The sequence below is a fragment of the Chryseobacterium sp. DT-167 genome, assembly GCF_058310155.1.
The window spans coordinates 188,962-213,721 of record NZ_JBZEEQ010000008.1; the positions used below are offsets into that span (position 1 = coordinate 188,962).

A 24,760-nucleotide genomic window follows, 5' to 3' on the forward strand; every position below is an offset into this window, starting at 1 on the left:
GTATTTGCGTAAAAATATACGAGCAATACATGAATTAACAATTTTAAGAAAATAATTTAAAATGATACGAAAAATTTTACAAACTGTCCCTCTTTTTGTAGCTACAATCTGCTTGTACGGGCAAACTGGGCAAGCGGTTGGGGTTATAGCGTCAAGTGATGCGATTCCTACCGATTTTCCCCATACTTCATCTATTTTAGATGTACGGTCTGCAAATAAAGGATTTCTTGCACCTAGAGTTGCATTGACGTCACTTACCAATATAGCACCGATTACCACCACCAACGCTGCACTTAAAACAGGACTTTTGGTTTATAACTCTACCGATAATGCAGAATTAGATAAGGGCTACTATTACTGGGATGGGGTACAGTGGATTCCCTGGAGAAAAAGCTCAAATACGATCCAAAGCTCTACAGCAACAGATATTAGCACAGCAACTTTAGGATATATACCACAAGGAACAGGAGCTACAGCACCCGCTACGTTTATTTACGGAAATGTAAAAGGCACCAAAGTAGGATGCTTCAAATTTACAGCAGGCAACAACCACTCTTTCTGTGGTTATGACTTGAAAGATACTTCAAACGCTGCTATAGGGGTTAATTGGTCAACATCTTTTGCGATGGCAAAAAGCATCAATGGTTATCTGGCTACAGCTACAAGCACTGAGGAATGGGATTTCATCAAGACCAATCTTCTGCCAACCACTCTTCCTTCACAAAATCAAAGTAATGCTTGGTTAGGATTTAATAAAGTAACCTATCCAGGGAATCCCAAACAATTTACCTGGATTACGGGTGAGAAGTCTATGGTAGCTTGGGAGCGTGCAGGCTTATCGGCGGCACCGGATAATGCTAATGCAAGTTTTGAATTTAATTTCGCTGACAGCCAGCCAGATGATGCTGCTAATGCAGAAGGTTGCGTACATATATTTCCTGCATCCCATTCTGGTGGTGCTAACAGATATTGGAATGATGCTGCCTGTACCAGCACAACTGTCTCTGGGGCAATGGTATCTTATCTCATCGTAGAATTTCAAAATTAAAAACGACAAATTATGAAAAATTTTTATCTGGCTATATTCAGTATAGCTTTTAGCATAAGTACATCTGCTCAGGTTCAGGTCACAAATCTCACAACCCCACCTTTAATATCAGCGTCTGCGATGTTGCAGGTAGATGCTACTGACAAAGGTGTTTCTCTACCCAATGTGGCTTTGCTTTCCACTACAGATGTTGCAACTATTACTATACCAAAAGATGGCTTAGTAGTCTATAATACCAATACAATAGCAGACGTAACACCAGGCTATTATTACAGATATAACAATGCTTGGCAACCTCTTGGGAAGATTACTGATTCTTATATTTTCCAACAAAAAATAGACGTTGCTGTATTGGGGTATACCCCAAGTAATGTAGGGATTACTGCTGATAATTCTACAGGAAGTATCAATCAGCCGAGTAATGGCACTTGGACAAAAAATGGATGTGTAAAATGGGATGTAAGTGTCGGTGGTAACAATCATACGTATTGTGCTTACACGCGAAGTAGTGACCCAGAGTGGGAACAGGCTTTTAGCTTTGCACAGTACAGAGGAGGCTACTTGGTTACCATTACTTCAGATGCAGAAAGAAATTGGCTGAAGACTAATATTATTGATGCTAAAAATTTATTGAATAATATCTGGCTGGGTTATAACAAATATCAAAGCCGTTATATCCCATTGGCAGGGAATAACAATGATACGTATAATAGTGTAGATTATGCACGCTACAGATACAAATGGATTACAGGAGAAAAATGGTCAGTAAATTGGGAAGTCCCTACTGGAGCAACCGTACAAAATAATTTTGCCACTACGCCAAATATTGGGAGCTCCAATCGTTGTGCTTTTATAATGACAGGTGGAAGCAGACAATGGGGTGACAAAGACTGCGACGATACAGGAGGTACTAACAGTCAAGTAATCGTAGAATTTCAAGATACCTATTAAAAAAAATAAAATTTGCATAATGAGAAAAACAATATACATATCAATACTTACCATTTTATGCACGTCGAACTCTTTGTTTGGGCAGATTGGTATAGGCACGCAAACTCCCGATGGTTCTACGGTACTGGATGTGGTAGCTTCTGATAAAGGATTTTTGGCACCTCAAGTAGCTTTGATAGCTACTGGTACTTGGACCTTAACTGGTACTGCAACAGAAGGTATGCTAGTCTATAATACGACAGACAATGTTTCACTAGACCCAGGCTATTATTTCTGGGATGGTACCGCTTGGCAGCCAACAGGAATTGGTTCCAGAACCAATATAGTATCAGACGGAGTGATACCCTCTATTCTTGGGTACAATCCGAATGGTATAGCTTCTGCGGCGGCTAATAGTGTTACTGTAGATGGCGTAACATTTACAAAAAGAGGGTGTACACAATGGACTACTGGTTCGGGTTTTAATAACCACTACTACTGTGCTTATACTAGTGGTAATAATGGGAGTAGTAATGCTAACCCTGGAGCTAATGGCGTTAATTGGGGAACTGCATACAACGTAGGAAAGCAATTGAATGGCTATCTGGTAACCATTACTTCTGATAACGAAAGGATTTTTGTTACAAACAATATTATCAATGGCAGTAATGGTGGATATGGTCAGCTGAATAACAATCTTTGGATTGGAAATAATAAGGCAATCAACAGATCTTTCACACCTGCTAACCAGCCGGCTCCGGGGATTCCCATTGAATTTTATTGGATTACAGGGGAAGAGTCTAAATACGTGTGGAGCAATACAACAATTGTAGAGCAAAATTTTGCAACTAATTCTGGTGGCGTTCAAGACGAACCAAATAATCGCTTTAATAATGAAGGATGTACCCATATGTGGGCTGACGGTATGAGTAGTGGTTTGAGTGGTTTGAGACTTAAATGGAATGATGCACCTTGTACACAAACTACTTTTTATCCTGGAAATGACGATTTAATTGAAGAGCGTAGAGCATTTAACCAATTAATTATAGAATTTAATCAGTAATAATTTTTCTGTCCGCTGTTTCACTTTCCCACTAAGATAGTTGTAACAGCGGATTTTAAGATAGATTTTTGGTGGATTCAGTATAAAACTGGCAGACCAGAAATATTCAATATCAAATAACCTCAATCTGTATCATTTTAATAACCAATAGTGGACGAGTTAAAAAAATTACAGATACGTTTTCTCCTCATACATCCAGTCTGTAGAAGGCAGGGATTAGAAAGGAAAAAATAACCATAAGAAAACACAAGATAAACACAAATTTTAAAAATTAAATTAATTTCAAAATGAAAAAAAACATCATTCTTTTAGGAGCTTTAGTAATAAGCTCATTTGCATACTCACAAGTGGGTATTAACAACGAAAGTCCAAAAGCAACTTTAGACGTTTCTGCAAAAACACCTAGCACAACAGCAGAAGGAATTATCGCTCCGAGACTATCGGGTGACGATATTAAAGGAAAAGATGGACAGTATCTTGCAGATCAAAAAGGAGCTATTGTATATGCAACATCAGCTGTTGGTACACCTTCTGTAAAAACAGCAAATATCACTGCAGAAGGTTACTACTACTTTGATGGTGCAATTTGGATAAAGTTTGGGACTGGAACAGCTAGTGCTGGTGCGGAACCTTGGTACAATCAGGCTGACGGAACTCCGGCAACCGCAAATACCCAAAATATTTACCAAACTGGTAAGGTTGCTATCAATACACCAACAACAAACAAGCAATTTGAAGTAAAAGGGGATTTAAAATCTACTTATACAGCCACTGGTTTTTATAGCTCTATTGACAATAATGATACTACTACTTTCGGTGTACCAACTAACGCATTGGTGGTAGCAGATAATGCTGATTTTGCCAGTGCTACGAGAATTAATGCCTTATACGCAAATAATAATGTAGGTGCAGCATTGTTAAGTACTGATTTGGGTAGTGGATCTTCAGCACAAAATTTGAATACTGCTACTTCAGGTGTGGCTACATCTGTTATAACGACCGCCGCTGGCAACAGGACTACAAGCTTAAGGCTTGCTTCAGGAACTGGTGCTGAAATTACTGATGGGTTTTCTACAGGAACGGGATATAAATCTACATTACGAGTAGAGAGAGCTAATGGTATTAACTTTAATTTCCTTAATTCAAGCGGTACTACAGAAGGTAGCTATACTTTCCCAAGAAATAATGGCTCTGCCAACCAGGTGCTTACCACAGATGGTAATTCTACTTTGTCAACCCTATCCTGGAAAGACATTTCTTCACTTGTGACTGTTCCAACAGAACCATGGAATGTACAGGGTGGTACTACGGCGGCAACTACAAATACCCAGAATATCTACCAGGCGGGTAATGTTTCCATAGGTTCTCAAACACCTATTGCGCCATTTACATCCAACTCGGTTACCATTACACCAAAATTATCAGTATCAGGTGATGTTGCAACAACAGGAAGTTATTACACCACAACAGGTAAATATGCCGATTATGTTTTTGAAGATTATTATGATGGAGTGTCTAAAATTGACGAAACATACAAATTCAAATCATTAGCAGAAACAGCAGCTTACATCAAAGCAAACAAGCATTTGCCGGGCGTTACCGCTATCAAAGATATTTTGAAAACCAAAGACGGTTACACCGTTAATTTATCTGAGTTATCCATCCAGCAATTGGAAAAGATAGAAGAACTGTATCTGCACACTATCGAGCAGCAAGAAGAGATTTCTAAACAAAAAACAGAGATCAGCGACCTGAAATCCCGTATGGAAAAACTGGAGCAGCTTCTTTTGAAAAAAATAATAAGTAATTCAAATTCCTTTAAAATGAAAAATAAATATAAAGGAATCAACACAATATTGGCAATGTCAATATGTTGTTGCTCAGTCGGTTGGGTCTCTGCCCAGTCGGGGCAAACCGGCGTTGGCACCAGAAACCCTAAAGGTGCTTTGCACGTAGACGGAGCCAAGGATAATGATGCTACTGCGCCCACAGCACCTACGGCAACGCAGGCAGCCAATGATGTGATTGTAGATAAAACGACAGGCTTTATCGGTGTGGGTGTTTCAGCTCCTATAGTACCTCTCGATATGAGATCTACAGTAAATACAGATAATGCTTTGGGTATTGGTACTACCACAATGACAGCTGTTGCTGCTGCTGCTGGTGCTGTACGTTATGATGAAGTTAATGTACCGGTTGGTGCAAAAATTGAGGTGTCAGACGGCTCTGTTTGGAACAAATTATACATCGCTCCACAAAAAGCAGTAGTGGTGGCACGTAAAATTTCCACTAAAGCAATAGGAACATCAGCTACTGTTATTGACGGTTGGAATGAGGTATACGATTTGAGCAATAGTTTTACTCCTACAACAGGTGTTTTTACGGCACCACGGGCAGGAACGTACACCTTTCTATTGACGTTTAACCTTGTAAATACTGTGATTGCTGATGCTACTCGGGTAGAATCACAGATTTATAGAACTTCTGGAACGCCTGCTATTTTGGCTAGGGTGTATAAAACATTCGGTCAGTCGATGACGGGTACTCCGGATGATGCTAATGCAAGTAAACAGACACAGGCAGGAGGATCAAGTACTGTTACATTAACCTTGGCTCAAGGAGATACTGTAGTGCCTAGATTATTACATAATTTAACAGGAGGCAATATTAATTTGAGGGTAACCAGTAATGCTGCCGATCCTGCAAACCCGGATGACGGATTTAATAATTTAACCATTATAGAACATTAAAAATAGATTATGAAAAAGAAAATGATATATCAGTTGCTGGCTTGTACTCTTATTTTTTCTACAGGTACTATAGCGGCACAAACAGGAGTGCTTACCCAAAACCCGTCTACTCCCTTGCATATAGATGCGGCAGATGATAATGCGGCTACTGTGACTACTGGTCAGGCAGCCAATGATGTGGTGGTAACAGCGGCAGGTAATCTGGGAGTGGGAGTTTTGACTCCTGTAACCAAAGTAGATCTCCGCTCAGCAGATCAGAAAGGGATTATTGGTGTAGGGCAAAATACTGCACAAACTGCTGCCGTTGCAGGTGCAGGCGCCATACGTTACAATACTTCCGGTTATCTGGATTATTCGGATGGCGAAAAATGGATTGCTTTACCGTTAACACCACCAACCAAAGCATTGGTAAATGCCAATAAAAATACCGCTCTTGCAATTGCTAACAACACAGAAACTTATGTAACAGGCTGGACGAATGAAACTGTTGATACAGGTAACGATTTTGATTTAGCTACGGGTACATTTACAGCACCTCGTGCTGGGTTTTACCTGGTGGCTTTCAATATTACTTTAGATACTGGAACTATCAATAGAAACACCTTTATTGAAACGATAATTGAAAGCACAGGAGCTACCAATAATATTCCGGTGTATAGAACAATAAATTCTTTTCCGGCATTTCAGGCTACTATAAGAAGCAATTTTGTAAGTGGTAATTGTAATGCGATCTTTAACCTTGCAGCAGGTGAAACTATAAGGTTTAAAGTGAGACATACCTTGGGGAGTAGTAGAAACACCCTTAATGACGGAACTTTAAACAATATTAGCATTAGTGAATTATAAAAGTATAACAATGAGAATATTACAACATAAAATAAAAAGTTTGGCGACTACTTGTTTACCAATGGTATTGTTTATAACACAGGCAAACGCCCAGATGGGAGTAGGTACACTTAGCCCTTCAAATCCTGCAGAAATTGTTACTACTGCAGGTAATGTAATTGTAGACAATACAGGCAAGGTCGGCGTATTGGTCGCCGGTCCAAAGGTAGCAATTGATCTGCGAAGCGGCGGTACAAACGGTTCCGTTGCCATAGGAAATACTACCCAAACGGCGGCAGCTGCCGGTAAAGGTGCACTGCGATATGTTAATAGCCCCGCAATTGGCGTAAAGGGCTATCTGGAATATTCTGACGGTACCAACTGGGTAAGTTTTTTCCCAAATGGGAAACCTCGTATAGTGGTAATGGCGAATAAAACAACACAGGATACCGAAGTGTTTGAAGGAGCAGATTCAGGCCCGAAAGCAGGTTTAATGCAACGTCGTTCATCTTATTTAACGAACTGGACGGAGAAATTAGATTCTGATTCTGGTGTGCCAACAGCTAATTTCAATCCCATTACGGGTGAGTTTGTAGCGCCAAGAGCAGGGGTATATTTTGCCACGTTTACCTATGCGCTCTCAATCCAATTTGTACAATCAGGTAGTAGCAACCAAACAGAAGCTATTTGGGAAGTAAGGAACTCAGCCAATGTGATTACCCAAAGGGTAAAAACAAATAATGGGTATGCTTCAGATTCAGGAAATGCTGCCGCTAATACATTACCGGTAGGATCTGCCTGTACGGTAAGTGTTTATTTAAACCAAGGGGATAAGCTAAGACCTTTTTCTTGGATTTCGACAGAATTTGCCGACACTTATCTTAGCCAGTTCAATACTACATCAAGTGGGGTGTATAATGCCCTTACGATTGTGGAGCAATAAAAATAATTTTAAATGATTAGTGGTTAGTTATTAATCACTAATCTTTAATTATCAACCATTTATTAATAACCATTAAATAATTAATTTATGCCCTTTTTAAACTTTGAAAGCCGACATTTTTCTGAAGCAGAAAAAACGGCAATAAGTACAGCATTGTCGGGAAAGGTAGCGCCGCTAACGCCTGAAGAACGTCAACAGTTTGGAAGTGTCAACGAGCAAAACAAACTGATAATAAATAAAGTGAAGGATTATAGAGATAGTGATCCTCAGCTTTCCAGCCCCGAAGTAGATTGGGAAGAATTTGGCAATGATTTTGTCAGTCGCAACTTTTTGCAATCACTCACCAATAGCCTTACAGAGCTTAGCCGGGGACTAGAGAATGCTAAGATCTTACACGATTGGGACAACTATCAGGCTTCTTTGATAGATTACCAATATTCTGTATATCGCAATGATTCCGGCAGCACCGGTTTCCATACCAAAGTGGATGAGATCAGGCAATTTTTTAATCGTACAGGCGGTAGTAGTGGCAACTCCACTTCTCCTGAATCCAAGGAATAGCTGATCATCCTCCCTTTTGACGTCTTGAAGTGCAACGATGAGGTTGTATAGCCCCAAATTTGGGGTTCAGGACGTCAAAAATGAAGTCTAAGACCTGAAAAATGATGTGCGAGACCCCAAATTTGAGGTTACATAACCCCAAGCTTGAGTTTCAGGATGTCAAATTTGGCATCAATGACGTCAAAGATGGACTTTAAGACGTCAACAATGAAATATATAATTTGAATTGGTTATTCTTCCAGCCGGGTAGATCAGGTTATTAGTTTACCATAATTTGTGTTTTTAAAGGTTTACTCTGGCTGAAATTTTTTAATGCATTTCGATTGATAATCTTCTTCAACCGTGTAATTTATTTATTAGTGGTTCATCATAATTTTTTTTCTATTTACTCAGGTTGAAGATTTTTATAGAATATTCTTTATTAATAAGTATCAATATAATAACACTATACAATGAGATAAGAAAACAAAAAACAAAACTAAAGGTCTGTATATATAATAAATATGTATGAAAGACAGATTTGCAAATTATTGCAAAAAAGGGAAGTTCCTTCAAAAAAAAATTCACTTGGAAAAAAACAAAAACTAAAAACTTATTCTAATGAAAGCTATTTACAAATTAGTATTCTTGCTTCTGGCATCGGTTTATGGGATTGCTCATGCGCAATCCAACAATATACTGTATTTGTCGTCTGGAGCAACAGGGAAGATTTATGACATAAGTTCCCTCACCGGAGGAGATCTTATATCTGCAACGCCGATTGCAACATATTCACCAAGAGCATCCCTCGGTAACCTTGCTGTAGGGCCGAATCCTTCTGGTGGAGGATATGTGTTTACACACTCAGATACTTTTTCGGGTTCTGCCGTTTTTGTGAACGGTGTAGATACCGCAGGTGATCTGCCGGGAGATGTGGGAGGTCTTACGGCTAACCCTTCTGGAGGATATACCTATGGCATATCTTCAGGAAGAAGACTCCTGAGAGCCAACCCCACTCCCTTAGATTTGGGAGCCATTACTGGAGATTCCGTTTGGAATGGGAGCACACCGGGGAACGATTCGTTCTTTGATCCTCAGGGGAATATGTATGTTGTAACAACGAGAACGATAAACTCTACAACTACATCTTACATTTATAAAATTGATATTACTACCCGTACAGCAGCTTTGTACCTTCAGCTAAATGGCACACTTCCTACAAATTTTCAGGGATTGGCTTATTTTAATAATAAAATTTATGCTGCTCAGGCTTTTCAGACAACAGTGTCCGGGCAAAATTATTCTAATGTTCGGGTGTATGAAATAGATCCGGGTTCGGGTGCAGGAGCAGTGAAAGCAAATTATGTTCTGATGCAGGGAACGGTGGATGCAGGGAACAATCTGGATCTTGCAACAGGTGTTACATTTGTTGCTCCTACATCAGATCTTTCTGTTACCAAAACCGTAAACCCTAATAACCCAAAATATGGTAGCAATGTAACGTTCACTATTACTGCTACTAACAATGGTCCTAATAATAATACCAATGTTTCTGTTTCTGATGTTATTCCATCTGGATATACAACAGTAAATTATACACCAAGTACAGGAACTTACAATGCTACAACAGGTGTTTGGGCTATAGGAACACTTAATAATGGTGCTTCTGCCACACTTAGCATAGTCGCAAAAGTTTTATCTGCGGGTAGCTATACCAATACGGCTACTATTATAGGATCATTGTCAGATCCTGATACCTCTAATAATAGTGCATCAGCTACACCTGCTCCAATACAAAATACGATAGATGCGGTAAATGATTCTTACAATCTTGTTACAGGGTCTTCTAATGTAGAATCTGTATTGAGTAATGATACTTATAATATTGGTGCTGCGACAACGTCTAATGTTACGGTAAGCCAGGTGTCTACAACCAATGCAGGGGTAACGATCAATTCTTCCGGTATTATTTCCGTTGGGAATAGTGTACCTGCAGGAACTTATACATTGGTATATCAGATGTGTGACAAGTCGGATCCTTCGCATTGCGACACTGCTACCGTTGTTGTTACCGTTGTTACCAGCCCGTTGGCTTGTAATACACCTACCAATCTCATTACCTCAGCAACTTATCCTAATTTGTCTGTAACAACAACTAATGTTTTGGGACTTGGCTGGACGGGTACGGGAAATGTTATTGATTCAGATCTTAATAATTTTGCAAACAATTGTACACTATGCGGTACACTTAAATCATTAAGGGTAACGGATCCTGATCATACTTTCACGGTGGGTACTTATGCAGGTTTTCATATAGGTACGGCTACATCACCCCTGCCTTTTGAAATCAGATTATATAATAATGGCAGCCTTGTTCAGACTGGTGTTTTCAGTACGTTAGTCACTACAGGTTCTGATTTTGTTTTAAAATCGACAGTAGCCTTTGATGCTGTTGAAATATACGTAGCTTCAGGTGGTATTAATGTATATTATCCGATCCTTACCAGAACCTGCCCTACAGTTTTAGAATGTAATACAATGACAGCGTGGAAGAATAATGCTTTTTCTGATCTTACAGTAACATCAAGTGCTACAGGAAACACTTTCTTTAGAGAGAATTTGATTGATACTGACGATACCAATGCTGCTACAGCTACAGCGGGTCTTCCAAAATCTTTCCGGGTTTCTGATGACACCAATACCTATGGTGCAGGTACTTTTGTGGGATATAATCTTTCGTTGATTACACTTCCGTTAGACAATAATTTTACTATAAATACATATAAAAAGAATAATCTTGGTTTATCTGTACTTGCAGAATCCAAAACATTTACTGCAGACGGTTCGTTTCCTAGCGGAGCTCGTGTAGACGTAGGATTTGTCGCTACTGAAGACTTTGATTCTGTAGAAATAATATTTGCAGGAAGTTTGACTGCAAGTATTTATTATCCCATTTTGATGAGATCCTGTTCATCTCCTGACTTAGTGTGTAATACAGCAACAAATGCTAGTCAAAACAGCCATTCTGTAGTGGTGAATCCTGAAAGAACAGGGGCAGGAGGATTGAATGTTGGTGCTTCTTGGGCTCCTAATTTTGGAGCTGTAGTATCGCCAAGCACTGCTGATTACGCAAGTCTTTCTGCTTCCGGTGTTGTTGCAAGTGCCTTTGTATCTGTGAAAGATATATCTACGGTATATCCTGCCGGAACTTTTGCAGGATTTAAGATTCAAAATATCAGTATATTCGATGCCTCATTATTAAGTGGTATTACAATCAGAACTTATAATGGTGGTGTGCTGCAGGAATCACAAAGCGGAGCTTCTATCTTCGCATCTGTAAGTGCATTTGATATTACTAGCCCACAAACAATCGGCTTTGAAACCACAAAAACATTTGATGAGGTTCAAATAGTTGTAGATAATCCTTTTGGATTAAGTTTGGGGGAAACACGTGTATTTAATATGGTGCTTAAAAAACCATGCGAAGGAACTGTTCCTTTAGTATGTAATACACCTACCAACTATACCACACCAAATTATCCTGTAAATATAAGCTTACCAAGAACTGGACTTACAGGAGCATTGGCAGCTGGTAATTTTGTGCAGAACACAGAGAATGTAATAGATGCTGATACTAATAACTTTGCAAACATTACTTTGCTTACGGGTGTAGGAAATTCCGGAAGTATTTCGGTGAAAAAATCACTTTCTACATTCCCGGCAGGCTATTTTGCAGGCTTTACGATCAGAAATACATCTTTGATTAATGCTTCTCTATTGGGAGGTATCACTATCAGTACCTATCTGGATGGTGTAGAGCAAGAGAACGTATCCGGTACTTCGGTTATTTTCGGGTCAGGAAGTACTATTTTTGATGGAAGTACTAAACAAACATTAGGTATTGTTACCAAGTTCGATTTTGATGAAGTCAGAATCAGTGTAAACAATATTGTAGGATTTAATCTAGGAACTACGGAAGTATATAATCTGGTTATTACCAAAACCTGCCCGGGTATTATAGATTGTAATAATGAATATTATCTTGTAAATCCTGCATTCCCAGTTGTATTGGATATTGCATATACAGGAACTAGTGGTCTTTCTTGTTCCAATTCAGTAGTTAATCCTGGTAATGTGATCGATAATGACCCCAATAATTATGCGGTATTTAATCTTTCTGGAACAGCTTGTACTACTTCCATAGGAGTTGTGGATCCTTCAAATACTTATCCTAAAGGAACTTTTGCAGGATATACAGTTAGAAATACTACTTCTTTAGCTAATATAAATTTCTTTCAAAACACAACAATAAAAACTTATTTGGATGGGGTTTTACAAGAGAGCAAAACATCTTCAGAATTAAGTAATTTCTCATTGTTCTTTATTCCTATTTGGGGTACTGGTACTCAGAACATAGGTTTTTATACTACAAAACCTTTTGATGAAGTAGTAATAGAAGTTTCTGCACTTTTTGGTGCCAACACAGTACATGTCTATGGATTATTTATCAATACAAAAACATCAGATGGCGGCTCATTAAATTGCGCTGCAGGTGTTTGCTACAAGCCGGGAATTACAGGTGGTACAACACTTGAAACCAAGCATGGTATTACTACACTTGGAAGAGCCGGCGCTGATAATGATAATTGGCCAATGGTGAGAAAAGGTGCTTGGACCGTTCTGGAATCTAAGGAAAAAGGATTTTTACCAAACAGAGTGGCGTTGACAGCAAATCTATCTGCAATTACGAACCCAATAGAAGGAATGATGGTATATGATGAGGAAGCAGACTGCCTTAAAATATATACCACTAAAGAAGGAGATACTACTCCTGCTTGGCATTGTTTTAATACACAAACGTGTCCTGATTAATAGTAAACAAAAGATAACAGAGATGAGCTAAAAAGAATAGCTCATCTCTATATCTTCTTTATCAAAAATAAAATGCAATCTACCTAATAATAATTGTAAAAACTCAATTAATATAGGATGATAGCACATCACAATTGAAAAACAATAAATATTTACTTATGAAAAATTTTATAACAATACTATCAATGTTATTTGCGACTGTTGCGTTTTCACAAGTGGCAATAGGCAAAAATTCTACAACAGCAGGTTCGTCTGTTTCATTGGAGTTTTACGATGTTCCGGACAATGCAAAAGGCATAGTAGTACCTTGGGTATCTACAGTAGCCGACATCCCTGTAGCATACAACGCCAGTACCGGAGAAGGCTACAGAGGCATTCAGGGAACAATTACTGATGGCACTATTATTTTCGATCTTTCTGATAAGAAAATGAAATACAGAAAAGCAGGGGTGTGGTTTGATCTTACGGGAAGTCCTGTTTTTCCTTTGACAGTGAAGGACGGGTCTAATCAGGATGTTACTTTTACACAGTTCAACAACATAGACTCATCATTGCAAGATAGTAAAAAAGAGCAGGAAAATGCTAAAGTAGCATTAGGAGCAAATGCAGCTACAGATACCTTTAATGGAATTCTTGTGCTTACAGATACCAATAAAGCAATGGTTTTGCCTAAGGTTGCCAGTCCGCATCTTACTATTCAGGATCCTGCACCGGGAATGATGGCATATGACACCGTCAAAAAACAACTTGCAGTTTATAACGGAACTGTATGGAGCTTTTGGAAACCTTAAAAAATTATAAATAATTACAACAAGATAAGCCTCTGTTCTGATATTCAAGTAATAAATTGAATGTTTTGAATAGGGGCTTATTTTATTCTTTAAAATATAAGATCGTTATGCTCGAAAGCTTTACTTGCTAAATGACTGGTTATGATAATTGTATTAAAAATCGAGTAGTAAAGATCAAAATAAATCATCTCGTAATGCCACAAAATAGAATAAAAATTAATTTTAAAAACATTCACATAGGATCTTTAATTCTGAAAAAAGTAACAGAACTTGAGATAGAAATTGCAAGAATCTGCAATTTTTTAAAATGTACTGAAATTGAAATTCAACAAATGTATGAAGCACAAAGTTTAGATACCGAAATTCTTTTACCGTGGAGTAAGTTATTGGAATATGATTTTTTAGAATTTACAATCAACATCTTATATTGTATGCACCACAGGTAAGAGTACCCGATCATAGCTCGAATGAAAAAAAGTCTGTGTTGCCTCAGTTTAAAAAAAACATATATATGAAAGAAATAATTGACTTTATTCTGGAGCAGATCGAGCATGGAGAAATGACAAAAATGCAGGTAATTAAAGAATATAGAATTCCCAAAACCACATTATACAAGTGGTTGAAAAAATACAATACCAATAATACATTATAATGTTCATCAACAAATGCCGGTAAGAAAGATACATACAGCACTGAAAAAGAGAAAGGAATTGTGGAAAAAGTAACACCGGATTATAAACGTATTTATTCTGATATCATCAGTAAAAAATATCCCTACAGCGAGCTTGATTGCAGAAGTTTATTAGAAAAATCAGACCTGTCAGTGTTTGACATCATTGAGCTGAACCGTAAAATTTTTGGTTCAGATGGTCAGGAATTTAGTCAGAAACATCGTTCATATAAACAATCTGATATTTTGGAAATATTAAAGTATCAAAAAGAGCATATGATCAATAACACTCAATTGGCAAAACATTTCAATATAAGCAGAAACACGATAGCTAAATGGAAAAAACTATTTTGAATGCAGATCAGAGCTTTTTAGCTTAAAAAAGAACAATTAAGAAAAGAAAAGCAAATTTTTAATTATAATAAGACCGGCAAAAACCATCAAATCAAAAATAAATGTATATTTAGATCAAAGAGATTGTAGAGGTATATCAATTGCTCAAGGATAATAATCGATGCGGCAAGATAGTTGTATTCACACAGTCACCAATATCAAAATATACACTATGAATGTACAATTAGATACAGATTCTCAGATAATAAATGATCAGATAAACCTTGAAAAATTTCGTTCAGATATTATCAACGGTCTGAAAAGCGATCCAAAAAAATTATCATCAAAATATTTTTACGATAAGACAGGCGATCGCCTTTTTCAGGAAATAATGGCAATGCCGGAATATTACCTTACGAAATGTGAGCTTGATATATTTAAAAATAAAACAGAAAACCTTACCCGTCTTATCGATTCAGAAAATGAACCTTTCGATTTAATCGAGCTGGGTGCAGGAGATGCGATGAAGTCAACTTATCTGCTAAAATATTTAGTTGAAAAAGGAAAAGATTTCACTTATATGCCGATTGATATTTCAGGAAATATTTTGTCAGTTTTAAATGAAAAATTAAGCATTGAAATTCCTGATCTTGAGATTGTTTCTCTGGAAGGAGATTACTTTGAAATGCTTGATAAAGCTGCGTCAATGTCTTCAAAAAGAAAAGTAGTTCTGTTCTTGGGCAGTAATATAGGGAACATGAATCAGGATGAAGCAGAAAGTTTTTGTATTGATTTGAATAAAAATCTTAATTCGGGAGATGTGGTTTTAATTGGTTTCGATTTAAAGAAAAATCCACACACTATTTTAAATGCCTATAACGACCACACAGGAATTACAGCAGCATTTAACCTTAACCTTCTGACCCGGATCAATCGTGAATTAAATGCCAATTTTGCAGTTGAAAATTTTCAGCATTACCAGACGTATGATCCTGTAAGCGGAGCATGCAGAAGCTACCTTGTCAGCCTGAAAGATCAAAATGTTACGATTGATCATCATATTATTTCCTTTAGAGAAAATGAATTGATCGATATGGAAGTTTCCCAGAAATTTTCTGAGTCAGAGATCAGCAGACTAGCCGAGAAATCCGGATTTGAAGTTTTGGGAGAAATAAAAGATTCTAAAAACTGGTTTGTAGATTCAGTATGGAAAGTGATTTAATAAAAAACCAATACAATGATAACACAAACACTCACTAAAGATTTTGTTAAAAGATATTCAGAGATTCGAAAGCATTCGGAAGATATTTGTAAACCGCTGGAAATAGAAGATTATGTGGTGCAGCCCATTGTTGATGTAAGCCCGCCAAAATGGCATTTAGGACACACCACCTGGTTTTTTGAAACTTTTATTCTGAGTCCTAATGTCCCTCATTACGAAGTTTTTGATGCACAGTATAATTTTGTATTCAACAGTTATTATGAAACAGTAGGAGCGAGGGTGATTCGCACAGACAGGGGAAATTTGAGCCGTCCTTCTGTTTCTGATATTTATAAATACAGAAAATACGTTGACGAAAAAATGCACGATTTTCTCCAAAGCGAGCTTATCAATCAAAGCATTGAATCTTTATTAGAGCTGGGTTTAAATCATGAGCAGCAGCACCAGGAATTATTACTGACAGATATTAAATATATTTTAGGACACAATCCGCTTTTTCCCGTTTATAAAAAAGAAAATACTGAACAAGATGTTTCTGCTACTCCTTTAAAAATGATTAAATTTTCCGAAGGTGTTTATGAAATTGGTTTTGAAGGTGAAAGTTTTTGTTTTGATAACGAATTGGGAAGACATAAAGTATTTCTGAATGATTTTGAAATTTCAGATCAACTTGTGACTAACGGAGAATATCTGGAATTTATGAACGATAAAGGATATTCTGATTTCAGACATTGGCACGCCGAAGGTTGGGACTGGGTGAAGCTGAATAACGCAAAATCTCCTTTATACTGGCATTTTATCGATGGAAAATGGATGCATTATACATTAAATGGTTTGCAGGAAATTAACCTCTACGAGCCGCTTTGCCACATCAATTTCTTTGAAGCTTCTGCTTTTGCATCCTGGAAAGAAATGCGTTTGCCAACCGAAGCAGAATGGGAAGTTGCGTCTGATCATTTTGATTGGGGAAAACGCTGGGAATGGACAAATTCAGCCTATTTACCATATCCTGGATTCAAAAAGGAAGCAGGTGCGGTTGGTGAATACAATGGAAAATTCATGGTTAATCAGACCGTTCTGCGTGGTGCTTCAGTGGCAACACCGATCGGTCACAGCAGAAATACCTATCGCAATTTTTTTCCGACCAATCTGCAATGGCAGTTTACAGGAATTCGATTGGCTAAATAATTTCCTATGATTAAAGTAGAATCAGTTTCTAAAAGTTTTGACGGAAAACGGGTAGTTGATCATATTTCCTTTCAGGCTGATGATAAAGAAATTCTGGTTCTTTTGGGACCAAGCGGTTGCGGAAAAACGACAACGCTGAAGATGATCAACCGATTGATAGATGCAGATTCCGGAAATATCTGGATTGACGGAAAAAATATCTGTGACCAGAAAGTTGAAGATCTTCGGATGGGAATTGGTTTTGTGATGCAAAATTCAGGATTGTTTCCCCATTATACAATCAGAGAAAACATCGCAACAGTTCCTAATTTACTAAAATGGAACAAAAAGAAAATCGAAGATAGAACTCACGAACTTTTAACTAAATTAAATCTTTCAAGCGATATTCTTACCCGTTTTCCCAACGAATTGAGCGGCGGTCAACAGCAAAGGGTAGGAATTGCAAGAGCTTTGATTGCCAATTCTCCGATTTTATTAATGGATGAGCCGTTTGGTGCATTAGATAATATCACTAAAGCAGACATACATTCCGAATTTAAATCTCTGGAAGAATTAAAGAATAAAACAATTATTCTTGTAACTCATGATGTGCAGGAAGCTTTTGAATTAGGACATAAAATATGTCTGATGGATAACGGAAAGATTATTCAGACCGGAACTCCAAAAGAAATGCTGTACCAACCGAAAAATGATTTCGTAAAAGAATTTTTTGTTGCCAATAGATTATTGTTGGAATATAAAATTACCCTTTTGAAAGATTTAAAGCCATTTTTGAGTGATTTTAAATTTGATTTCCCTGAAGATTCTAATGTGTGGAACTCTTTGCAGCAATTAAGTTTTGACGGTCAGAAAACTGAGCATTATGAAAGCCTGGTCAAGGCATTTAACGATTACAGAAAACTTAAAGTCGTATGACGCAGCAAAGTTTTTGGCAGTTTGTCTCAGAACAGCATGAAAAATTATTGACTCAAATGATACAGCATTTGGGGTTGACGTTTTTGTCATTGCTTTTAGCGATTATCGTCGGTTTACCGCTAGGAATTCTTATTGCCAGAAAAAGGAAATTGTCGGCACCAATTTTGGGAATTGCCGGAATTTTGCAGACCATCCCAAGTATTGCTTTATTAGGATTTATGATTCCTGCATTTGGAATCGGTGCAACACCGGCAATCGTCGCATTATTGATTTATGCACTTTTACCGATTATCCGAAATACATACACAGGAATTACCGGAGTAAATCCGTCGATAATAGAAGCTGCAAAAGCAATGGGAATGAATCGAAAACAGTTGCTTTTTAAAGTTGAACTTCCATTGGCAATGCCTGTCATTATTGCAGGAATACGAACTGCAGCAGTAATCAATGTTGGTGTTGCAACTTTAGCATCGTTTGTTGCAGCAGGAGGTTTGGGAGAATTTATTTTTGGCGGAATTTCATTAAACAATACCAACATGATTTTGGCAGGTGCAATTCCTGCTGCTTTACTTGCTGTTTTGTTGGATAAAATAATCGCTGTTTTTCAAAAGCTTAAATATCATGACCTTCAAAAACTTAAATATATTATTCCCGCAATTTTCATTATTTCGGGAGCAATTTATTTCTTGGGTTCACGATCTGAAAATAAACTAAAAGCCGGTTTTACACCTGAATTTATGGGAAGACAGGATGGAGATTTAGGTTTGCGATCCGTCTATGGTTTAAATGTAAACCCAAAAGTAGTCAATGATGCTGTAATGTACAAAGCAGCTTATGAAGGCGAATTGGATCTGATCAGCGGATATTCTACAGACGGTAGAATCAAAGCTTTTGATCTGTATGTTTTGCAAGATGATAAAAAAATATTCCCACCGTATTTTGCTGCTCCGATAATAAAAACAAAAACTCTTCAGAAATTTCCTGAATTGGAAGAAACACTCAATTTACTGGCAGGAAAACTCAATGATTCGATCATGACAGATCTTAATTACAAATCAGATTATCTAAACCAAACACCGGAAAAAATTGCAAAAGATTTTTTAATTAAAAACAATTTGTATAAAATTTCAAATAATGGGAATTCAGGAACGGTAAGAATTGGATCAAAGATTTTCGGTGAACAATACATTCTCACACAGATTTATAAAATGCTGATCGAAGGTTATACAAACTATAAGGTAGAAACCAAAACCGGACTTGGGGGAACAAAAATTTGCTTTGATGCATTAATGAATGATGCCATCGATTTTTATCCTGAGTATACAGGAACCGGACTTTTAGTTTTGCTGAAGCCTGATGAAAAAACACTTTCCGCAGTAACCAAAAATGCTGAAAAGACGTATCAGTATGTCAATTCCGAATTCCGGAAGCAATACGGAATCCAATGGTTAAAGCCTCTTGGATTCAATAATTCTTATGCTTTGATGATGCGGAAAAAACAATCTGAAGAACTCAATATAAAAACAATTTCGGATCTGAAAAATTATCTGGATTCAAAGTAAATGAATATGAAATATAATTTTGATGAAATTATTCAAAGGAAAAATACAAATTCCGTGAAATGGGATTTAACTAATGATCAGGAAGTTTTGCCAATGTGGGTTGCCGATATGGATTTTAAAACCGCTCCTGAAATCACCCAGGCAATTTTAGATAAAATTGTAAAGGGAGTTTTTGGATATGGTATTATTCCGGAGAATTTCAATGACGCAGTTATTGATTGGTGGAGAGATAATCACGATTTTATCATCAAAAAAGATTGGTTGCTGCCTGTTCCGGGAATGATTCTTTCGCTCTTGGCAATTGTAAGAACCTTTGTAAAACCAGATGAAAATGTCATTTTGCAGACACCGGTTTACAATCATTTTTTCACAATTGTTGACAGTTGCAGTTGCAATCTTGTTGAAAATAATCTTATTTATGAAAACGGAAATTATTTTATTGATTTTAATGATTTAGAAATTAAAGCTTCTGATCCTAAAACTAAATTACTGTTAATCAGTAATCCTCATAATCCTGTCGGAAGAGTTTGGACAAAAGCTGAGCTTGAAAAAATGGCTGAAATTTGTGCGAAACATAATGTAATGATCGTTTCAGATGAGATTCATGCTGATTTGGTTTTTGAAAATCACCAACACATTCCTTTTGCGAAAATTGCTGAAAATTTTGATCTTTTGTCCGTTACTTGTGGCTCACCCTGCAAAACGTTCAATTTATCGGGGTTATCAATTTCATATATCATTTCTAAAGACAAGAACGTTTTAAATCAAATTTATAAGACTCTGGAAGTTCAGGAAACCAGTTACCCAAATCCTATAGCGGCAGATGCCTTGATCGCAGCTTACACAAAAGGAAAAGATTGGTTGGAGGAGCTGAAAATTTATCTTTGGGAAAATTATCAATACCTACTCAGCTTTTGCAAAGAAAATTTACAAAATATTACAGTTGTACCTTTACAGGCAACATATCTGGTCTGGCTTGATTGCCGTTTTTTTAATAAAACGTCAGATGAACTTTCAAAAATCTTGCTTGAAGAAGAAAAACTCTGGATCAATTCCGGAACAATGTATGGAAAAGCAGGAGAAGGTTTTTTAAGAATCAATATTGCTTGTCCGAGACAGCTTTTAGTTGATGGATTGAAAAGGCTGAAAAATTTTTATGTGAAAAATTAATACTATTCTTTGTTTAAACATTTGCATCAAATTTGCAACTTAAACCATTTATTTTAAAAATTTTTAAGAAACTATGAATATTGAAAACGGAAATATATATAAAAATCTATCAGCATATTTCAGGAACAAAAGGAAAACATTTTTTCTTTGTTTTTCAATTTTTTTTATTATTGTTTTTCTTCTTTTGAGCGTTTTTGTGATGAATTTTTCCCCGGAAGTCTGGGATCTTTCAGTCAGCCATGAAATTCAGGAAGATCAGAATATAATTTTAGATATGGCAATGAAAGCTTTCAGTTGGCTGGGAACAGTGTATGTAGCAGCAATTATGGTTTTCACATTTGCACTGATCTTTTTCATTTTTAAATATTTCAGGGAAGGTCTCTTTATGCTGTCCTGTATTTTATCAGGTGGAGTAAGTTATGTATTAAAAATGTTAATTGACCGTCCGAGACCGAGCGTTGATTTTGTGAGAATTGTGGAAGAGACTCATTATCAAAGTTTCCCAAGTGGTCATGTGCTTTTTTATACTGTATTTTTTGGTTCTTTGATAATCATTGTTTTGTATTCAAAAATTTTAAAAATATCTCTAAAATTTATGATCATCTTTATTTGTCTTACGATGATTGCTGTAGGAGCGCTTTCGCGTATTTACCTGGGTGCTCACTGGTTTACAGATGTGATCGGAGGTTTTATTGTGGGAATCCTTCTTCTAATGGGAACGGGAAGTGTTTATATCAGAAGCAAAAATAAAACATAAAAAAACTGTCAGAAATTCTGACAGTGAATATATTTTTCAGATTAAAAATTATTTTTATACTCGGTAAGTAAATGCATTGATATTCATTCCTGCTCCTACTGATGCAAAAAGTATGATATCACCTTTGGTGAAGGAATGTTCATCCATTTCGCCTTTCATAATCAAATCATATAAAGTTGGAATTGTTGCAACGCTGCTGTTTCCAAATTTATGAATAGACATTGGCATAATATCTACAGGTGCAGTCATATCGTATAAGCTGTAAAATCTTTCGATGATGGCTTCATCCATTTTCTCATTTGCCTGGTGAATCAGGATTTTCTTCAAATCTTTGATTTCAATTCCTGCTTTTTCAAGACAGGATTTCATGGCGAGAGGAACTTTTGTAAGAGCAAATTCATAGATCTTTCTTCCTTTCATTTTGATATAGCGGATGTCAGATTCGTCATCCTGCTTATAAGAAGTTCCGAAAAATAAATAATTCGCTTCGTCATAAGAATATGTAGCACTTTCGTGGGAAAGAATACCGTTTTCTTCTTCTGTAGCTTCCACAATTACAGCACCTGCACCATCTGCATAGATCATAGAATCACGATCGTAAGGATCAGTAACTCGTGATAAAGTTTCGGCACCGATAACGAGACAACGTTTTGCTATTCCTGCTTTTACAAAAGAACTTGCATGAATCATTGCTTCGTTCCAGCCAGGGCAACCAAACAGAAGATCATATGCGACGCATCCGGGATTTTTTATGCGTAATTTATTTTTTACGCGGGTAGCAATACTGGGAACAGTATCTGACTGAATTTTTCCTTTCTCGATATCTCCGTAATTGTGGGCAACGATTATATAATCTATTGTCTCACGGTCAATGTCTGCATCTTCAATGGCTTTTTCTGCAGCAAAAAATGCGAGATCAGATGTCACATGTTGATTATCAGCATATCGTCTCTCTTCGATCCCTGTAATATCTTTAAATTTTCCTATGATCGATTCAGGAAATTTAATAGCTAAACCTTCTTCATTCAAAAATACGTGATCTGTAAAATCGGCATTTCTCATTACATTTTCAGGGGTGAAACTGCCGGAACCTATTATTCTTATATTCATCATAAATTTCATTAATACATACCCACTGAAAGTCTTTTTTACGGAGTAATGTTCAAAATTATGATAATTCCCTGTCTTATTGTCTATTTAGACAGATTATTATAAACTTTTTTTTAATTCTCGGCATAGTAATTTCAAAAGCTATTGATTTTCAATTGTTTAATAAATAGTCTGGAAATTAAGATTTCTTTTTATAATCTTCGATATTTTTGAATTTTGTATAAGAATCTCTGAGTTTTCTTAATTGATCTGAAACTAGTTTTGCGCTTTCATTACACAGTTCACCGCTTGTAAGAACATCTTCATAAGTTTTGATTGCATTTTTCTCACCATAGATTACGTTTTCTAATGTAGATTTTTCTTTGCTGCCTCCAATAAATGAATTTTTCAGATCTATCCATGTACGATGAACTGCTCCTGCCATAGAAGCAGAATCATCTGCTTTCCCGCCTTTTTCCTGGATAAGATTGATGAGTTCATTTTTCATGATTTTAGATTCCGAAATCATATGGTCATATTCATTTTTCAGATCAGAATAGGATTCCCAAACCTGACCTTCAACACTTTCAAAGCCTGCAATTCTGTCGTTGGTGATGTGCAGAAGATCATTTAAGACGACTGCAACTCTTTCATTATTCATAATAAATTGTATTTTGGTTATTTAATTTTTGTACAAGAAGTATGCCCATCAAGATATCAGAGATTTAATGGGAAATAAATTAAGAAAAGACCGATGGTGTAAGATTTGCATCTTTTGTGTAATAATTTTTGAATGAGTAAGATTAATATTTTTTGGTTCCGCAGAGATTTGAGACTGGATGATAATGTAGGATTATATTATGCTTTAAAATCACAATTGAAAGTATTACCCATCTTTATTTTTGATAGTGAAATTCTTGATAAGCTGAGTGATAAATCTGATAAAAGGGTAGATTATATTCATCAGGTTTTAACGGATATCAACGATGATCTTAAAAAATATAAAAGTTCATTGAAGACTTTCTATGGAAAACCTCTGCAAATATTTGAACAGCTAGTTGCAGATTTTGACATAGATACAGTTTTCTGTAACAGCGATTATGAACCGCAAGCGATTGAAAGAGATGAAGCGGTAAAAAATTTTCTAAATAAAAAAGAAATAAAATTTTCAGATCATAAAGATCAGGTGATTTTTGAAAAAAATGAAGTATTGAAAGATAACAATTCTCCCTACACCGTTTTTACTCCCTACTCAAAAAAATGGAAACTTAATTTTAATCATATTAAAATTAAAACATATAATGGTGATTTTATGAATTTTATTGAGCTGCAAAATGAAGAAATTATCAGCCTTAAAAAAATTGGTTTTAAAAAAACTGATCTTGAATTTAAAAAACCAGTTTTAGAACAAAAAATCATTGATTCTTATGACAAGTACAGAGATTTTCCGGCTTTAGATCATACCACACATTTAGGAATTTCTTTGCGTTTCGGTACACTATCTGTGCGAAAATGTGTAGAATTTGCCACAAAACATAACGAAATCTGGCTGAATGAATTAATCTGGCGTGAGTTTTTTATGCAGATCTTGTTTCATTTTCCATATGTAGTTCAAAAGTGTTTCAAAAAGAAATATGAAAATATCGAATGGAGAAATAATGAAAAAGAATTTAAACTCTGGTGTGAAGGAAAAACAGGTTATCCGATTGTTGATGCAGGAATGAGACAGCTTAATCTCACAGGATTTATGCATAACAGAGTGAGAATGATTACGGCAAGTTTTCTTACAAAACATCTTTTGATCGACTGGCGATGGGGGGAAGCTTATTTTGCAGAAAAACTTTTGGATTATGAATTATCTTCCAACAACGGAAACTGGCAATGGGCGGCAGGTTGCGGTTGTGATGCAGCTCCTTATTTCAGAGTTTTTAATCCTGAAGCTCAGACTGAAAAATTTGATAAAGATTTTGAATACATTAACAAGTGGCTTCCTGAAAATTATAAAGAAAAACAAATTGTTGAGCACAAATCGGCACGAGAAAGAGCTTTGAAAGTGTATAAGAAAGGTTTGGAACAGGGAGATTAAATAATA

21 protein-coding genes are annotated in these 24,760 nt (G+C 36.4%); 19 read left to right on the forward strand and 2 right to left on the reverse strand.

Annotated elements, in window-relative coordinates; translation table 11 throughout:
- The first annotated feature begins 61 nt into the window (after positions 1-61).
- From AC4FQ5_RS12415 to AC4FQ5_RS12500, 18 genes are all read left to right on the forward strand, one after another.
- Positions 62-1,048, forward strand: coding sequence for a C-type lectin domain-containing protein (locus AC4FQ5_RS12415; protein ID WP_491143739.1), 987 nt, complete (start codon positions 62-64; stop codon positions 1,046-1,048).
- 12 nt (positions 1,049-1,060) lie between these two features.
- Entirely contained in the window at positions 1,061-1,999 is a 939-nt protein-coding gene (locus AC4FQ5_RS12420) for a C-type lectin domain-containing protein (protein WP_491143741.1), read from the forward strand.
- Positions 2,000-2,018: 19 nt separating this feature from the next.
- The gene (locus AC4FQ5_RS12425) at positions 2,019-3,041 is read left to right on the forward strand and encodes a C-type lectin domain-containing protein (protein WP_491143743.1); all 1,023 of its coding nucleotides are present in this window, start codon (positions 2,019-2,021) and stop codon (positions 3,039-3,041) included.
- A 287-nt stretch (positions 3,042-3,328) separates the two neighbouring features.
- On the forward strand, positions 3,329-5,791 hold the full coding sequence (locus tag AC4FQ5_RS12430) for a phage tail-like protein (RefSeq protein WP_491143744.1): 2,463 nt from the start codon (positions 3,329-3,331) through the stop codon (positions 5,789-5,791).
- A gap of 9 nt (positions 5,792-5,800) precedes the next feature.
- Positions 5,801-6,637 carry a hypothetical protein gene (locus AC4FQ5_RS12435; RefSeq protein WP_491143746.1) on the forward strand — a complete coding sequence of 279 codons (837 nt, stop codon included), beginning with the start codon at positions 5,801-5,803 and terminating at the stop codon, positions 6,635-6,637.
- A gap of 10 nt (positions 6,638-6,647) precedes the next feature.
- Positions 6,648-7,559 (forward strand): hypothetical protein, encoded by a 912-nt coding sequence (locus AC4FQ5_RS12440; protein ID WP_491143748.1) that lies wholly within the window; start codon positions 6,648-6,650, stop codon positions 7,557-7,559.
- A gap of 87 nt (positions 7,560-7,646) precedes the next feature.
- Positions 7,647-8,120, forward strand: coding sequence for a hypothetical protein (locus AC4FQ5_RS12445; protein ID WP_491143750.1), 474 nt, complete (start codon positions 7,647-7,649; stop codon positions 8,118-8,120).
- 600 nt (positions 8,121-8,720) lie between these two features.
- On the forward strand, positions 8,721-12,971 hold the full coding sequence (locus AC4FQ5_RS12450; RefSeq protein WP_491143752.1) for a phage tail-like protein: 4,251 nt from the start codon (positions 8,721-8,723) through the stop codon (positions 12,969-12,971).
- A gap of 158 nt (positions 12,972-13,129) precedes the next feature.
- Positions 13,130-13,762, forward strand: coding sequence for a phage tail-like protein (locus AC4FQ5_RS12455; protein WP_491143754.1), 633 nt, complete (start codon positions 13,130-13,132; stop codon positions 13,760-13,762).
- Between the two features lie 194 nt (positions 13,763-13,956).
- Positions 13,957-14,208 (forward strand): hypothetical protein, encoded by a 252-nt coding sequence (locus tag AC4FQ5_RS12460; RefSeq protein WP_491143755.1) that lies wholly within the window; start codon positions 13,957-13,959, stop codon positions 14,206-14,208.
- 65 nt (positions 14,209-14,273) lie between these two features.
- The gene (locus tag AC4FQ5_RS12465) at positions 14,274-14,414 is read left to right on the forward strand and encodes a hypothetical protein (RefSeq protein ID WP_491143757.1); all 141 of its coding nucleotides are present in this window, start codon (positions 14,274-14,276) and stop codon (positions 14,412-14,414) included.
- Positions 14,415-14,474: 60 nt separating this feature from the next.
- Entirely contained in the window at positions 14,475-14,786 is a 312-nt protein-coding gene (locus AC4FQ5_RS12470; RefSeq protein WP_491143759.1) for a helix-turn-helix domain-containing protein, read from the forward strand.
- A 211-nt stretch (positions 14,787-14,997) separates the two neighbouring features.
- A complete protein-coding gene (egtD, locus tag AC4FQ5_RS12475; RefSeq protein ID WP_491143761.1) occupies positions 14,998-15,987 on the forward strand; it encodes an L-histidine N(alpha)-methyltransferase in 990 nt (329 codons plus the stop codon).
- Positions 15,988-16,002: 15 nt separating this feature from the next.
- Positions 16,003-17,175 (forward strand): ergothioneine biosynthesis protein EgtB, encoded by a 1,173-nt coding sequence (gene egtB / locus AC4FQ5_RS12480; protein ID WP_491143762.1) that lies wholly within the window; start codon positions 16,003-16,005, stop codon positions 17,173-17,175.
- A 6-nt stretch (positions 17,176-17,181) separates the two neighbouring features.
- The gene (locus AC4FQ5_RS12485) at positions 17,182-18,090 is read left to right on the forward strand and encodes an ABC transporter ATP-binding protein (protein WP_491143764.1); all 909 of its coding nucleotides are present in this window, start codon (positions 17,182-17,184) and stop codon (positions 18,088-18,090) included.
- The gene (locus AC4FQ5_RS12490; protein ID WP_491143766.1) at positions 18,087-19,652 is read left to right on the forward strand and encodes an ABC transporter permease/substrate-binding protein; all 1,566 of its coding nucleotides are present in this window, start codon (positions 18,087-18,089) and stop codon (positions 19,650-19,652) included. Before AC4FQ5_RS12485 ends, AC4FQ5_RS12490 begins: the two co-directional genes overlap by 4 nt.
- A gap of 6 nt (positions 19,653-19,658) precedes the next feature.
- The gene (locus AC4FQ5_RS12495; protein WP_491143767.1) at positions 19,659-20,822 is read left to right on the forward strand and encodes a MalY/PatB family protein; all 1,164 of its coding nucleotides are present in this window, start codon (positions 19,659-19,661) and stop codon (positions 20,820-20,822) included.
- A 199-nt stretch (positions 20,823-21,021) separates the two neighbouring features.
- Positions 21,022-21,579 carry a phosphatase PAP2 family protein gene (locus tag AC4FQ5_RS12500; RefSeq protein WP_491143769.1) on the forward strand — a complete coding sequence of 186 codons (558 nt, stop codon included), beginning with the start codon at positions 21,022-21,024 and terminating at the stop codon, positions 21,577-21,579.
- 54 nt (positions 21,580-21,633) lie between these two features.
- Here the strand turns inward: AC4FQ5_RS12500 and AC4FQ5_RS12505 are convergent, their stop codons facing one another.
- Together AC4FQ5_RS12505 and AC4FQ5_RS12510 are read right to left on the reverse strand one after the other, a co-directional pair.
- On the reverse strand, positions 21,634-22,689 hold the full coding sequence (locus AC4FQ5_RS12505) for a 3-oxoacyl-ACP synthase III family protein (RefSeq protein ID WP_491143803.1): 1,056 nt from the start codon (positions 22,687-22,689) through the stop codon (positions 21,634-21,636).
- A 178-nt stretch (positions 22,690-22,867) separates the two neighbouring features.
- Positions 22,868-23,329, reverse strand: coding sequence for a PA2169 family four-helix-bundle protein (locus AC4FQ5_RS12510; protein ID WP_491143770.1), 462 nt, complete (start codon positions 23,327-23,329; stop codon positions 22,868-22,870).
- 132 nt (positions 23,330-23,461) lie between these two features.
- On the opposite strand from AC4FQ5_RS12510, the gene AC4FQ5_RS12515 reads away from it, so the two are divergent.
- Entirely contained in the window at positions 23,462-24,754 is a 1,293-nt protein-coding gene (locus tag AC4FQ5_RS12515; protein WP_491143772.1) for a cryptochrome/photolyase family protein, read from the forward strand.
- The last annotated feature ends 6 nt before the right edge of the window (positions 24,755-24,760 follow it).

Bases quoted from the DNA above. Each gene is read 5' to 3' on its own strand.
- AC4FQ5_RS12415 (WP_491143739.1), top strand. From the start codon at position 62: ATGATACGAAAAATTTTACAAACTGTCCCTCTTTTTGTAGCTACAATC.
- AC4FQ5_RS12420 (WP_491143741.1), top strand. From the start codon at position 1,061: ATGAAAAATTTTTATCTGGCTATATTCAGTATAGCTTTTAGCATAAGT.
- AC4FQ5_RS12425 (WP_491143743.1), top strand. From the start codon at position 2,019: ATGAGAAAAACAATATACATATCAATACTTACCATTTTATGCACGTCG.
- AC4FQ5_RS12430 (WP_491143744.1), top strand. From the start codon at position 3,329: ATGAAAAAAAACATCATTCTTTTAGGAGCTTTAGTAATAAGCTCATTT.
- AC4FQ5_RS12435 (WP_491143746.1), top strand. From the start codon at position 5,801: ATGAAAAAGAAAATGATATATCAGTTGCTGGCTTGTACTCTTATTTTT.
- AC4FQ5_RS12440 (WP_491143748.1), top strand. From the start codon at position 6,648: ATGAGAATATTACAACATAAAATAAAAAGTTTGGCGACTACTTGTTTA.
- AC4FQ5_RS12445 (WP_491143750.1), top strand. From the start codon at position 7,647: ATGCCCTTTTTAAACTTTGAAAGCCGACATTTTTCTGAAGCAGAAAAA.
- AC4FQ5_RS12450 (WP_491143752.1), top strand. From the start codon at position 8,721: ATGAAAGCTATTTACAAATTAGTATTCTTGCTTCTGGCATCGGTTTAT.
- AC4FQ5_RS12455 (WP_491143754.1), top strand. From the start codon at position 13,130: ATGAAAAATTTTATAACAATACTATCAATGTTATTTGCGACTGTTGCG.
- AC4FQ5_RS12460 (WP_491143755.1), top strand. From the start codon at position 13,957: ATGCCACAAAATAGAATAAAAATTAATTTTAAAAACATTCACATAGGA.
- AC4FQ5_RS12465 (WP_491143757.1), top strand. From the start codon at position 14,274: ATGAAAGAAATAATTGACTTTATTCTGGAGCAGATCGAGCATGGAGAA.
- egtD (WP_491143761.1), top strand. From the start codon at position 14,998: ATGAATGTACAATTAGATACAGATTCTCAGATAATAAATGATCAGATA.
- egtB (WP_491143762.1), top strand. From the start codon at position 16,003: ATGATAACACAAACACTCACTAAAGATTTTGTTAAAAGATATTCAGAG.
- AC4FQ5_RS12485 (WP_491143764.1), top strand. From the start codon at position 17,182: ATGATTAAAGTAGAATCAGTTTCTAAAAGTTTTGACGGAAAACGGGTA.
- AC4FQ5_RS12490 (WP_491143766.1), top strand. From the start codon at position 18,087: ATGACGCAGCAAAGTTTTTGGCAGTTTGTCTCAGAACAGCATGAAAAA.
- AC4FQ5_RS12495 (WP_491143767.1), top strand. From the start codon at position 19,659: ATGAAATATAATTTTGATGAAATTATTCAAAGGAAAAATACAAATTCC.
- AC4FQ5_RS12500 (WP_491143769.1), top strand. From the start codon at position 21,022: ATGAATTTTTCCCCGGAAGTCTGGGATCTTTCAGTCAGCCATGAAATT.
- AC4FQ5_RS12505 (WP_491143803.1), bottom strand. From the start codon at position 22,689: ATGAATATAAGAATAATAGGTTCCGGCAGTTTCACCCCTGAAAATGTA.
- AC4FQ5_RS12510 (WP_491143770.1), bottom strand. From the start codon at position 23,329: ATGAATAATGAAAGAGTTGCAGTCGTCTTAAATGATCTTCTGCACATC.
- AC4FQ5_RS12515 (WP_491143772.1), top strand. From the start codon at position 23,462: ATGAGTAAGATTAATATTTTTTGGTTCCGCAGAGATTTGAGACTGGAT.